At 44.1% G+C, this 13,488-nt stretch carries 12 protein-coding genes; 10 read left to right on the forward strand and 2 right to left on the reverse strand.

The genetic code is table 11. The features are described from left to right. Window positions 1-67 precede the first annotated feature (67 nt). The 8 genes from metK (at window position 68) to BUA79_RS01690 (ending at window position 8,816) form a co-directional block, all read left to right on the forward strand. Window positions 68-1,255: a methionine adenosyltransferase gene (gene metK, locus BUA79_RS01655; protein ID WP_073992622.1), complete on the forward strand. Its 1,188-nt coding sequence runs from the start codon at window positions 68-70 to the stop codon at window positions 1,253-1,255. 117 nt (window positions 1,256-1,372) lie between these two features. Next, the gene (gene proS, locus BUA79_RS01660) at window positions 1,373-2,806 is read left to right on the forward strand and encodes a proline--tRNA ligase (RefSeq protein ID WP_073992623.1); all 1,434 of its coding nucleotides are present in this window, start codon (window positions 1,373-1,375) and stop codon (window positions 2,804-2,806) included. Then, window positions 2,806-4,206 (forward strand): CCA tRNA nucleotidyltransferase, encoded by a 1,401-nt coding sequence (locus tag BUA79_RS01665; protein ID WP_242941624.1) that lies wholly within the window; start codon window positions 2,806-2,808, stop codon window positions 4,204-4,206. The genes proS and BUA79_RS01665 overlap by 1 nt, the downstream gene beginning before the upstream one ends. Next, window positions 4,176-5,906 (forward strand): phospho-sugar mutase, encoded by a 1,731-nt coding sequence (locus BUA79_RS01670; protein WP_073992624.1) that lies wholly within the window; start codon window positions 4,176-4,178, stop codon window positions 5,904-5,906. The genes BUA79_RS01665 and BUA79_RS01670 overlap by 31 nt, the downstream gene beginning before the upstream one ends. Window positions 5,907-5,945: 39 nt before the next feature. Next, on the forward strand, window positions 5,946-6,815 hold the full coding sequence (gene ispE / locus BUA79_RS01675) for a 4-(cytidine 5'-diphospho)-2-C-methyl-D-erythritol kinase (RefSeq protein ID WP_073992625.1): 870 nt from the start codon (window positions 5,946-5,948) through the stop codon (window positions 6,813-6,815). A 17-nt stretch (window positions 6,816-6,832) separates the two neighbouring features. Beyond that, the gene (locus BUA79_RS01680) at window positions 6,833-7,513 is read left to right on the forward strand and encodes a GntR family transcriptional regulator (protein ID WP_073992626.1); all 681 of its coding nucleotides are present in this window, start codon (window positions 6,833-6,835) and stop codon (window positions 7,511-7,513) included. Window positions 7,514-7,528: 15 nt separating this feature from the next. Next, on the forward strand, window positions 7,529-8,359 hold the full coding sequence (gene murI, locus BUA79_RS01685; protein ID WP_073992627.1) for a glutamate racemase: 831 nt from the start codon (window positions 7,529-7,531) through the stop codon (window positions 8,357-8,359). After that, the gene (locus BUA79_RS01690) at window positions 8,346-8,816 is read left to right on the forward strand and encodes a YwiB family protein (protein ID WP_094757256.1); all 471 of its coding nucleotides are present in this window, start codon (window positions 8,346-8,348) and stop codon (window positions 8,814-8,816) included. Before murI ends, BUA79_RS01690 begins: the two co-directional genes overlap by 14 nt. Window positions 8,817-8,834: 18 nt before the next feature. Here BUA79_RS01690 and BUA79_RS01695 read toward each other — a convergent pair whose 3' ends face one another. After that, window positions 8,835-9,287, reverse strand: coding sequence for a hypothetical protein (locus tag BUA79_RS01695; protein WP_073992628.1), 453 nt, complete (start codon window positions 9,285-9,287; stop codon window positions 8,835-8,837). 158 nt (window positions 9,288-9,445) lie between these two features. Between BUA79_RS01695 and cls the strand changes: the two genes are divergently transcribed. Then, window positions 9,446-10,918: a cardiolipin synthase gene (gene cls, locus BUA79_RS01700; RefSeq protein WP_073992629.1), complete on the forward strand. Its 1,473-nt coding sequence runs from the start codon at window positions 9,446-9,448 to the stop codon at window positions 10,916-10,918. Here cls and BUA79_RS01705 read toward each other — a convergent pair. Then, window positions 10,911-11,645, reverse strand: coding sequence for a lysophospholipid acyltransferase family protein (locus tag BUA79_RS01705; RefSeq protein ID WP_073992630.1), 735 nt, complete (start codon window positions 11,643-11,645; stop codon window positions 10,911-10,913). The genes cls and BUA79_RS01705 overlap by 8 nt on opposite strands. Window positions 11,646-11,804: 159 nt before the next feature. Between BUA79_RS01705 and BUA79_RS01710 the strand changes: the two genes are divergently transcribed. Then, complete coding sequence (locus BUA79_RS01710; protein WP_073992631.1) at window positions 11,805-13,280, forward strand: nicotinate phosphoribosyltransferase; 1,476 nt, start codon at window positions 11,805-11,807, stop codon at window positions 13,278-13,280. Window positions 13,281-13,488 lie beyond the last annotated feature (208 nt).

Here is a 13,488-nt window from a genome sequence, read left to right on the forward strand (position 1 = left end):
ACCTTGTAATCGAGTCCACTTTTAGTGGGCTTATTTTAATGAAAAATTGTATGCAGGAGGCAGACAGATGGAAAAGATACTTTTTACTTCGGAATCAGTAACAGAGGGACATCCGGATAAAATATGCGACCAGATTTCAGATGCGATATTAGATGCAGTGCTGGAACAGGATCCTATGGGAAGGGTTGCTTGCGAAACGTGTGTAAGTACTGGTCTTGTACTTATCATGGGAGAAATTTCCGCAAAAGCTAATGTGGATTACCAGAGAGTTGCCCGGGAGACTATCAAGAAAATAGGATATGACAGTTCCGCGGTAGGATTCGACGGCGATACATGTGCGGTAATGGTTGCAATGAATAAGCAGTCTTTGGATATTGCAATGGGTGTAGATAATGCACTGGAGGCAAGAGAGCAGAATATGACTGATTCACAGCTGGATGCAATCGGAGCCGGCGATCAGGGTATGATGTTCGGCTACGCTACAAACGAGACAGAAGAATATATGCCTTACGCCATCTGCCTGGCTCATAAGCTGACCTACAGACTTGCTCAGATCAGAAAGGATGGAACACTTCCCTACCTTCGTCCGGATGGAAAGGCTCAGGTCACAGTGGAGTATGACGAGGACAATAATCCTGTACATATAAACACGGTTGTCCTCTCCACCCAGCACTCCCCGGAAGTCAGCCAGGAGCAGATAGCACTGGACATAAGAAAATATGTTTTCAAGGAGGTACTGCCATCCTCCATGATCGATGACAAGACCAAATTTCTGATTAACCCAACCGGCAGGTTTGTAATAGGCGGACCGAATGGCGACTGCGGTCTTACTGGTCGGAAAATCATTGTAGATACATATGGTTCCTCAGCCAGACACGGAGGAGGAGCATTTTCCGGAAAAGATCCTACTAAAGTGGACAGATCTGCAGCCTATATGGCCAGGTATATCGCAAAAAATATCGTGGCGGCCGGGCTGGCTGACAGATGCGAGATACAGCTATCTTACGCAATTGGCGTAGCATATCCGACATCTATCATGGTAGACACATTCGAAACCGGAAAACTTAGCAACCGCAGCCTGATTCAGATCATCAAGGAGAATTTTGACTTGAGGCCGGCGGGGATAATCAAATCTCTGGATCTTAGAAGACCGATATACGGCAATACGGCAACATATGGACATTTTGGACGGGAAGATGTACAATTCCCATGGGAACGGCTTGATAAAACGGATACTTTGAAAAAATATCTGTAACAGGACAGACTTTATTAACAATTGCGCAAATCTTCGTAAACGTGTATAATCGCATGTATAAAGAGAAGATTTGTGCAATTTTTTCTTATTTTAGGACAATCAAGGAGGATTTACAAGATGGCTCAGGCAAAGAAGCTTGTTGAAGCGATAACACCAATGGAAGAAGATTTTTCCAGATGGTATACGGATGTCGTGAAAAAAGCGGAATTAATTGAATACTCGAGTGTTAAAGGGTGCATGATTTTAAGGCCTAACGGTTATGCCATTTGGGAAAATGTACAGAAAGAACTGGACCGGATGTTTAAAGAAACCGGAGTTGAAAACGTATATATGCCGATGTTTATACCGGAAAGTCTTCTGCAGAAAGAAAAAGATCATGTGGAAGGTTTTGCACCAGAGGTAGCATGGGTAACACAGGGGGGGCTGGAGCCGCTGGCGGAACGTTTGTGCGTAAGACCGACATCCGAGACCCTGTTTTGTGATTTTTACTCGAATATTATCCAGTCTTACAGGGATCTGCCCAAATTATATAATCAATGGTGTTCTGTCGTAAGATGGGAAAAGACTACCAGGCCGTTTCTGCGGTCCACAGAATTTCTATGGCAGGAAGGGCATACGGCTCACGCCACCGCGGAGGATGCAGAAGAAAGAACAATCCAGATGCTGGACATATATGCTGAGTTTTGCGAAAAATTTCTTGCAATACCGATGGTTAAAGGAAAGAAGACGGACAAGGAAAAATTTGCAGGAGCGGAATCCACCTATACTATAGAAGCTTTGATGCACGATGGAAAAGCTCTGCAGTCCGGAACCAGCCATAACTTTGGGGATGGATTTGCAAAAGCATTCGATATCCAGTATACAGATAAGGAAAACAAACTGCAGTATGTACACCAGACTTCCTGGGGCCTGTCGACCAGGATTATCGGTGCGATAATCATGGTTCACGGAGATGACAGCGGGCTTGTACTGCCGCCGATGATTGCTCCCGTACAGGTTATGGTAGTTCCAATTGCTCAGCATAAAGAGGGAGTATTGGAAGCCGCGGCGAAAATCAAAGCAGGTCTTGCTGGCGTAAGGGTGGCACTGGATGACTCGGACAAATCGCCGGGCTGGAAGTTCAGCGAACAGGAAATCAGAGGGATCCCGCTAAGAATAGAAATCGGACCGAAGGACATGGAGGCCGGACAGGCTGTCATCGTCCGCAGGGATACCAGGGAAAAAATTACAGTTTCCCTCGATTCTATTGCAGCGAAAACGTTGGAAGTCATGGAAACCATGCAGAATGAGATGCTGGAAAGAGCGAGAAAACACAGGGACGAGCATACGTTTTCAGCAGTTACTTATGAAGAATTCAAGGACACCATCGCCAATAGGCCTGGTTTTGTAAAAGCCATGTGGTGTGGTGAAGAAACCTGCGAGCTGAAAATCAAGGAAGATACAACGGCAACCAGCAGATGCATGCCTTTCGAAGAAGAAAACATTTCCGATACATGCGTGTGTTGTGGGAAACCGGCTAAAACTATGGTTTATTGGGGAAAAGCATATTAATGGGCAGTATATACAATGGAAACAAAAATATTAATATAGATATTCCGGAGGATGTCCAATATATTATGGACACCCTGAATGAAAAGGGTTTTGAGGCCTACGCAGTAGGAGGATGCATCAGGGATTCCCTTTTGAAGAGACAGCCCGAAGACTGGGATATCACGACATCGGCTCACCCTTCGGAAATAAAAGCGCTTTTTAGAAATACCGTGGATACAGGAATAAAACATGGGACGGTGACGGTACTCTGGGGAAAGAATGCCTTTGAGGTCACGACCTACAGGGTTGAAGGGGAATATGAAGACAACCGGCATCCAACCTCGGTTTGTTTTATTTCCAATCTGATCGAGGATCTGCAGCGCAGGGATTTCACTATAAATGCCATTGCGTATAATACGGAAGACGGACTGGTGGATCCTTTTGGCGGACTTATTGATCTGCGCTACAAACTCATCCGATGCGTAGGAGATCCCAAGGAAAGATTTGCGGAGGATGCGCTCCGGACTTTGAGGGCCATACGCTTTTCAGCCCAGCTGGGGTTTGATATTGAAGGCAGAACGAAAGAATGCATTTCTGAAATGTCGGAGCTTATCGTGAATATCAGTATGGAAAGAGTCCAGTCTGAATTGGATAAGATTCTGTGCTCAAAAAATCCAGGCAAAATAAGGCTGGTATATGAGACGGGCATTTCAGTCCATATTCTGCCGCAGCTGGATATCATGATGAACACTCCGCAGAATTCGATATATCATAAATACAGCGTAGGAGAGCATACTCTGGCGGTGTTGGAGAATACAAGGGGGAATCATTACCTCAGATGGGCAGCTCTGCTGCATGACGTAGGAAAGCCGGACGCCAGGATAGAAGACCAGGATGGACGGGATCACTATTATAATCACGGCAAAACCGGATCCGAGATGGCACACCAAATCCTGCGGGATCTGAAGTTTGACAAGAAAACCATAAATATTGTAACAAGACTGGTGAAATTCCACGATTACAAAACCGAAATGAATGAGCAAAATATCCGCAGGGCGATTGCAAAGATCGGTCCGGATATTTTCCCGCTGTATATTGAGCTTTCCTATGCAGATTTGGCGGCAAAAAGCCGGTTTGCCATTGAGAAGAGCTTCGGCTATCTGAAATATCTTAAAGAAACGTATGAAAAGATAGTGGAACGGCAGGATCCGCTTTCCATGAAAGATTTAAAAATAAGCGGCAAGGATCTGCTGGAAATGGGGTTTTCAAAAGGGGAAACCATTGGCAGAGTGCTAAATGAATTGCTGGATAGGGTTTTAGGGGATCCATCATTAAATGAACGTGATATTCTTTTAGAATATGTAAGAAATCATAACCTGTGGGGGGAACAATGTATAAAGAGAGATACCAGGAATGGCTGAGCAATCCGTATTTTGACGACGAAACAAAAAAGGAGCTGCTTGGAATAAGGGACAATGAAAAAGAAATCGAGGACAGATTCTACCGGGATCTGGAATTTGGAACCGGCGGCTTAAGGGGTATCATGGGAGCCGGGACCAATCGGATGAATATATATATTATCAGAAAAGCAACACAGGGATTTGCCAATTATATTATCAGTCAGAAAAAAGCAACACAGGGAGTGGTGATTGCATTTGATTCCAGACACTGTTCCGGACAATTCGCCATGGAGGCTGCGCTCTGCCTGAATGCAAACGGTATAAAAACCTACGTGTTTGAAAGTCTCCGTCCGACCCCGGTGCTTTCCTATGCGGTCAGGGAGTTGGGCTGTGTGGGAGGAATCAACGTAACAGCCAGCCATAATCCACCTGAATATAACGGATATAAAGTATACTGGGAAGATGGCGCACAGGTTACGCCGCCACATGATACGGCTATTATGTCGGAAGTGGAAAGCCTGACGGATTTCTGTGCCGTTAACACAATGCGGCTCGAAGAGGCTGTATCGAAAGGGCTTTATGTTGAAATCGGGGAAGAGTTGGATTCCCGATATATGGGGGAACTGAAGAAATATGTCTTGAATCCGGAATGTATAAAGGAAAACCAGGACAAATTGAATATTATCTTCACGCCGCTGCATGGATCTGGAAATGTTCCAGTCAGAAGAATTCTGTCCGAAATCGGATTCACGAATGTTCATGTGGTAAAGGAACAGGAACTCCCGGACGGGGACTTTCCGACGGTGGGTTATCCTAACCCGGAAGCCAGGGAAGCTTTTGAGCTTGCCCTGAAGCTTGCTCCAACATATGATGCAGATCTGGTTCTGGCCACGGATCCGGACTCAGACAGACTGGGAGCATATGTCCTTAACCGTAAAACAGGAGAGTATATGGCCCTTACGGGAAACATGACAGGATGCCTTCTGGCAGAATACAGATTGGGGCAAATGAAGGAAAAGGGGACAATACCGGAAGACGGAGCCCTGATAAAGACTATTGTGACCACAAATATGGCCGATGCGGTAAGTGACTACTACGGAATAGATCTGTATGAAGAACTGACCGGATTTAAATATATCGGACAGAAGATATTGGAATTCGAGAAGACAGGAAAGGGAACCTTCCTTTTTGGATTTGAAGAAAGCTACGGATGTCTTATCGGGGATTATGCCCGGGATAAGGATGCAGTATCAGCGGCCATGGCGATGTGTGAGGCCGCAGCGTATTACAAATCGCTGGGTATGACCTTGTGGGACGCTCTGATCGGGATGTATGAAAAGTACGGTTATTATAAAGACGATATTGTTTCTGTAACCATGAAGGGAAAAGAAGGAGCAGAAAGAATCTCTGCCATTATGCAGACCCTTCGCAAGAATTATCTCCAGGAAATCGGAGGATTACGGGTGCAGGCGGTCAGGGACTATCAGTCCGGCACCAGGTGTCTGACGGAATCGGGAGAAACCGAGAAACTGACACTGCCTGCGTCGAATGTCCTTTATTATGAGCTGGAGGAGTCATCCTGGGTATGTGTAAGGCCATCCGGAACGGAGCCCAAAATCAAGCTGTATTTTGGTGTCAAGGGAACTAGTCTGTCGGATGCAGATGAAAAAGCACTGAAACTAGGGGAAAGCATCATGGAAATTTGTAATTGCGCTTTTTAGCTTGGAAATGTATAATATATCTTATTTTGAGGTGATGATTTGGACTCATTGAAAGTAAAAGCCTATGGAAAAATTAATATCGGTCTTGATGTAATGGCAAAGAGGGAAGATGGATACCATGAAGTCCGCATGGTCATGCAGACGGTCCGGATCCACGACAATATCAAAGTGGATAAGGCTTCATCCGGAGATATCAGTATCACTACCAATTTGGGATTTATTCCAACGGATAAAAAGAACCTCGTCTATAAAGCCGCAAAACTTCTAATGGATGAGTTTGCAATAAATTGCGGTGTCAGCATCGACCTGCAGAAGCACATTCCTGTTTCAGCAGGTATGGGGGGCGGGAGCAGCGATGCAGCTGCGATTCTCTACGCCATGAACAAATTATTCAAGCTTGGTCTGAGCAAAAAGGAACTTATGGAAAGAGGTGCGCTTATAGGCGCGGATGTGCCGTTCTGCCTGATGAAGGGCACGGCTCTTGCCGAAGGCATCGGGGAAAATGTGACCCGAATAGCTCCTATGCCGGAATGCTGCATTCTGATAGCAAAACCCGGATTTTCCGTTTCAACAAAACATGTATATGAAAAGCTCCGTCTGAACGAAATCCAGAGCCACCCGGATATTGACGGAATTATTGATGCAATAGAAGAGGAAGATATCTATGAGATGTCTTCTCTGATGGGGAATGTTTTGGAGAGCGTTACGGTTAAGGAACATCCGGTAATCGAAGATATTAAAATGGCAATGATTGATAATGGTGCATTGAATTCCATAATGAGCGGCAGCGGTCCGTCTGTATTTGGCATTTTTGATGAACCGGAAGAAGCAGAATTCGCAATGAATGCGATAAGAGAAATGAAGCTGGCAAAACAGATATTTTTGACAGAGCCCCATAATGTCGAATAAGAACTGGAGGAAAAATAATGAAAAATCTGGACATAGCTAATGATGAGTTTTTGCCTTTACGGGACATCGTGTTCAGGAATTTAAGGGAGGCCATTATTAAAGGCGACTTAAAGCCCGGAGAAAGACTCATGGAAATTAAACTTGCCCAGAAACTGGGGGTCAGCAGGACACCTGTAAGGGAAGCCATCCGGATGCTTCAGCTGGAAGGCCTTGTTACCATGGAACCACGCAGGGGAGCGGAAGTAGCTCCTATTACGGCAAAAGAACTGACAGATGTTCTGGAGGTCCGAACAGCCCTGGAATGCCTGGCGGCAGAGCTGGCATGCGAGAGAATCACAGAAGAAGAAGAAGAGAATCTGAGAAACTCACTGTCCGTTTTCAAGGAAGCTATAGAAAAAAATGAACTGACCGAAGTGGCAGGTATAGATGCACATTTTCACGAGCTGATATACAAGGCAACCAAGAATGAGCGGCTTGTTCAGATTCTGAATAATCTGCGGGAGCATATCTTCCGGTACAGGCTGGAATATATCCGGGAAATCGAAAGAAGACAGGATCTGCTGGACGAACATATCGACATCGTAAATGCAATACTCAACCATGATAAAGAAGCAGCAAGAAACGGCATGAAAAAGCATATCGAAAAACAGGAAAAATATATTCTTACGGTAATAAACGAAGACCATACGGGAAGATAAACCCGGGAGGCATAAATGAAAACTGAAAATGAACGTGCAAATCCTATCGGCGTGTTTGACTCAGGTGTGGGGGGGCTGACCGTCGTACGGGAAATCATGCGCCAGCTTCCGGGAGAGAAGATCATCTATTTTGGAGATACGGCCCGGGTGCCTTATGGAAGTAAGTCAAAAGAAACCATTACAAAATATTCAAGGCAGATCATACGTTTTTTAAAAACCAAAAATGTCAAGGCAATCGTCATAGCCTGCAACACCGCCAGCGCCTATGCCCTTGAGGATATCAAGAATGAAATCGATATTCCCATCATGGGAGTTATAGAACCCGGAGCCCGTGCAGCCGCAATGACGACCGCCAATAAACGCATAGGGATAATCGGTACGGAAGCCACTATAGCCAGCGGGATTTATTCCGAATTTATAAAGAAAATCCTCACAGACGCAAAGGTTGCTGGGAAAGCTTGTCCACTTTTCGTGCCTCTTGTGGAAGAAGGGTACACGGATGATCCGGTGACGACGGAGATAGCATCCAGGTATCTGAAGGACCTTAAACAGGAAAATATCGATACACTGATTTTAGGATGCACCCACTATCCTCTTCTGCGCAAAACGATTGCAGATATTATGGGCAGTGGAGTCTCTCTTGTTAATCCGGCATATGAGACGGCCACACAACTCCGGGAAATGCTTATGAAGGAAGGCCTTATGGCAGAAGAGAAACTGGATGAAGAAAGCGGAAAATATGAGATTTTTGTGAGTGATACTACCAAAAAATTTGAAGATTTCGCAAGAACCATCCTCCCATCCGATTTTGATTCCATAAGAAAAATAAACATTGAAGAATATTGAGGTAGAAGATAAGTTGACAAAAGAAGTATTGTTATCCATATCCGGAATCCAATTCGATAATAACGAGGATGAACCAATCAAAGTCATAACCGCGGGAGAATACTTCTTTGAGGATGACATACATTATATAAATTATGAAGAGGTTTCGGAAGACAAGCCCAAAGAAGTGACAAAATGTACGATAAAGATCAAAAACAATGGACTGGAAATGATTAAGAACGGACCGATGTCCGTTCATATGATTTTTGAAGAAGGGCGGAAACATGTAAGCTATTACAACACCCCGTACGGGGATTTGGTTGTGGGGACTTATACAAACCGTGTCAGAATGTCCCGGCAGGAGGATGCCATGGAAATCACCATTTCCTATGGACTCGAAATTAATGGACAGCATATCTCCAACAGCGAAATAGTGGTGAATGTACAGTCAAAAGAAAAGGCAGATCTTAAGCTTTAGCTTAGATCTGCCTTTTTGTTATCGTTTATTTCCTTTGAAAAAATTCCCTTTGAAAAATCCTTTTTTCTTCTTTGGCTCATAGACAGGGCCGCGGATTCTTTTTGCAGCAGTGACATATATACCGCTTACACTGGCTTTGACTTCCTGTTTAGGAAGAAGCTGCGGAAAGATCTTCTCGTCACACATAAGTGACATGACCTTAGCTCCGACTTTTACCTTTAATACAGGAACTTTGGTCCATCTTAAATATTTGGGAGTCTGTTCATATACTATCTTGGGAAGACCCGCATCTTTTATCTTCATCATTTTTTTGTCGATGATGTAGAAAGACATGCTCTGGGAAGCTGCCTCCAATGCCTCTTGATTCGCTTTTGATTTCTTTTCCGTTCGTTTGCTTAAAAAATATAGAGCACCTATTATTGAAACAAGTACTACTAATGAAATTATAAAAACTATCGCGCCGGTATTCATAAAAACCTCCTACTATATCTGCATGTCGATTATTTTATCATAGTTGCATGATAAAATACAGTCCTTTTTTCTGCGATATTATGTTATACTGTATGCGAATATATGCATAAAAATACTATATAATAAATCGATAATAAATGCAATGAGGAGGGTATTATTTGACCAATTTTTTCGATACAGCCGTCAAGGTTTGGGAGTGGCTGATAAATAATATTGTTTATATCAATATAATATTTGCGTTTATCATCGTATTCTTCCAACGCCGGAATCCCATGTCGGTATGGAGCTGGCTTCTTGTGCTTTATTTTATACCAATTGTAGGATTTATCCTTTATATATTCCTTGGCCATGATTATCATAAAAAGTTGATGTTTAAGACTAAAGAAATCGAAGATATAATTAATTCTGAAATCAAACGGCAGGAAGATGATATCGTAAATAATGAGCCGATTATTTCGGATCCGAGACTTAAGGATTTTGCCGATTTGATCTATTACAATCTGTCCGCGGATAAGGCTGTTTATTCTGAAAACAATGAGGTGGAAATATATACGGAGGGTCCGGATAAATTCGGGGCTCTTTTGGATGAAATCCGGAAGGCAGAAAATTTCGTTCACATCCAATATTATATAATCCGGGATGATGAGGTCTTTACTTCCATTACAGATGCCTTGCGGGAAAAAATCAAAGAAGGCGTGGAAGTCAGAATACTGTATGATGCCATGGGCGGAAAAAGTCTGAAAAGAAAAACCCTAAAAGGACTTAAGGCAGATGGTTTTATGCTGGGCGAGTTTTTTCCGGCCGCCCTGGGCAAACTCCAGCTGAGGATGAACTACAGAAACCACAGAAAAATTGTTGTAATCGATGGAAAAGTCGGCTTCGTCGGAGGATATAACATAGGTAAAGAATATATTGGGAAAGTCAAGAGATTCGGCCATTGGAGGGACACGCACCTAAAGATTACCGGACTGGCAGTCAATGACCTGCAGGTGCGGTTTGCTTTGGACTGGAGTTTTGCAACCAGAGAGAATATCATTACCAAAGAAAAATATTTCTACAATGAATATACACAGATGACCGGCAAAACCGGGATTCAAATCGTTTCCAGCGGACCAGATTCAAAGCGGAAAGCAGTCAGGGATAATTACATACGTCTGATTCATAAAGCTAAAAAAAGTATTTATATTCAGACCCCTTACCTGATTCCAGATGAATCCATAAGTACAGCCCTCATCATCGCCGCCGGATCCGGGGTGGACGTCCGCATCATGATTCCGTCGAAGCCGGACCACCCCTTCGTGTATTGGGCGACCTATTCCTACGTAGGAGACTTCCTTGCTTATGGAGTGCGCAGTTATGCATATGAAGACGGTTTTCTGCACTCCAAGGGGATGATGGTAGACGGCATAGCATGCTCCTATGGAACCGCGAATATGGATATCCGGAGTTTTGAGCTGAATTTTGAAGTGAATGCAGTTATATATGACGCTGAAACAACAGGCAGACTGGAAAGAATTTTCATGGAAGACCTGAAATCCTGCAGGGAAATCACCAGACATGAGTACGAAAAAAGAAACCTGGTTATCCGCTTCAAAGAGCAGATTTCCAGGCTTCTGGCACCTCTTATGTAAGTCTGGCGTTGACTGCAGCCATATCCATAATCTGATTTCTGGTGATAACGGAAAGGCTTTTCTGATCTTCGACGGAAAGCTGTTCCACTGTAAACGGCTTTCCGAATTCAATTACAACACGAGCCTTTTTCAGGCGGAGCGGATGTGTTTTAAGAACCGACGCCGTATTGCTTATAGCAACGGGTATGATGGGACACCCTGTTTTGGAGGCAATTTTGAAACTGCCTTCTTTAAAGGGAAGTGGAGTTAGATCGCTTTCCCCTCTTGTGCCTTCCGGAAAAATAAACACGGAAATACCGTTCCTGACTTTATCGATTCCCTCCAGGATTGTTTTCAAACCCTGTCTTGTATCCTTGCGGTCAAGGAACATGCAGTTCAGGAACCGCATCCAATGATATAGAAGGGGAATTTTTTCCATTTCCTTTTTTGCAATGAAGCCCGTCAGAGAAGGCATAAGCCCATAGGCAACAACAATATCAAAATATCCCCGATGGTTCGCTACATACAGAACAGCCTCGTCCGGAAGGAGGTTTTCACGTCCCTTGACGATGACTTTCGTTCCGCTTATAAAGAGGATGACTTTGAAAACCGCCTGCACGATCCATAATGAAGTCTTATGTCTTGCCGTCAGGCTGATTTTACCAAGGATCCATTCCAGAATCAGGAGCAAAAGGCTTATTACGAAGAAAAAAAGGAGAAATATTAGGGCAATTATTAATCGAATCATAAATTTCTTTCTGTGGCGGTGATTTTGTGCCTGTCTGTACCACGAAGTCAGGCAATTAGATTTTAACATCTGCGTTGTTTTTAGTAAAGAGGGTTATACAAAATGGTTGGAAGTATCCGTGAATGTGATATAATGTAAAGCAAAAACCGGAGATATGATATGAGTGATAGAAATCTGACTCTATTAACAGACCTGTATGAGCTGACTATGATGCAGGGGTATTATAAAAATAAAAACAGGGATATTGTTGTTTTCGACACGTTCTTCCGACGCAATCCATGCGGGAGCGGGTATTCCATTGCCTGCGGTTTGGAACAGATTATGGAGTATGTTAAAAAGCTGAAATTTACGGAGGCAGATATTGATTATCTCCGCAGCCTGGGGATTTTTGAAGCGGATTTCCTTTCCTATCTTAAGGTATTTCGATTCACAGGAGACATATACGCCATTCCAGAAGGTACGGTTGTATTTCCAAAGGAGCCTATGGTGAAGGTAGTAGCCCCAATTATCGAAGCACAGCTGTTAGAAACTACGATTTTGAATATTATCAACCATCAGAGTCTCATCGCCACAAAAGCATCCAGGGTTGTGTATGCCGCAAAAGGGGATGGGGTCATGGAGTTTGGGCTTAGGAGAGCCCAGGGACCTGATGCGGGCACGTACGGTGCCAGGGCGGCAATCATCGCAGGGTGCACGGGGACAAGCAATGTTCTGGCGGGGCGCCGATTCGGAGTACCCCTGGCGGGAACCCATGCCCACAGTTGGATTATGAGTTTCCCCGACGAATATTCAGCTTTCATGAGTTATGCGCTTTTATATCCCAAGGTATGCGTTCTCCTGGTGGATACCTACGATACCATTCATTCAGGCGTCCCTAATGCTATTCGGGTTTTCAGGGAGATGAAGGAACAGGGCTATGAACTTTCTAACTATGGAATCAGGCTGGACAGCGGGGATTTAGCCTATCTGTCAAAAGTTGCACGCCATATGCTGGATGCAGCCGGATTTACAGATGCGGTCATATCGGCATCCAGTGATTTGGACGAGCACCTGATTACCAGCCTGAAGCTGCAGGGCGCAAAGATAAATTCCTGGGGAGTCGGAACGAAAATGATCACTTCTGATGACTGTCCTTCCTTCGGGGGAGTATACAAACTGGTTGCCATAAGGGATGAAAAAACGGGAAGATTCGTCCCGAAGATCAAGGTGTCGGAAAATTCTGAAAAAATAACCAATCCTGGCAACAAGACCGTTTTCCGCCTGTACGATAAAAATACCGGGAAAATCAAGGCCGATCTGATAGCCCTTGCAGATGAAACCTTTTCCAACGAAAAGGATATCAAGCTTTTTGATCCGGTCGATACATGGAAAGAGACTCTGCTGGAGGCAGGGGAATTTACTGTTAAAGAACTGCTGGTCCCTGTCTTCCGGGAGGGGAAATGTGTCTACGAATCCCCGGATGTGATGGAAATACGGGAAAAATGCAAGGAAGAAATGGACACCTTATGGGAAGAAACCAGGAGACTGGTAAATCCTCACAAGGTAAACGTAGATTTGTCCGATACCCTTTATGACATGAAAAAGGAAATTCTTGAAGACTTTCCGGATGTCAAGATGAAAAACCGGGTCAGATAAACAAACTTGACAGAAATTATATTAAACAGTATAATGAGCTAAATTTATACAAAAGCGTTGATGGAGACAGTAGGATAACTTTGAAAGCATTAGCGAGCCCGGGATGGTGAGAGCCGGGTGCGAATATGGGATATCTGAATATCACTCCGTAGCTTCAGTTTGAAACCTTGGACAAAGGCAGTAGAATCTGACGTTTTTCCTGCGTTAC

It is taken from the genome of Parasporobacterium paucivorans DSM 15970 (assembly GCF_900141895.1).
Classification (GTDB): domain Bacteria; phylum Bacillota; class Clostridia; order Lachnospirales; family Lachnospiraceae; genus Parasporobacterium; species Parasporobacterium paucivorans.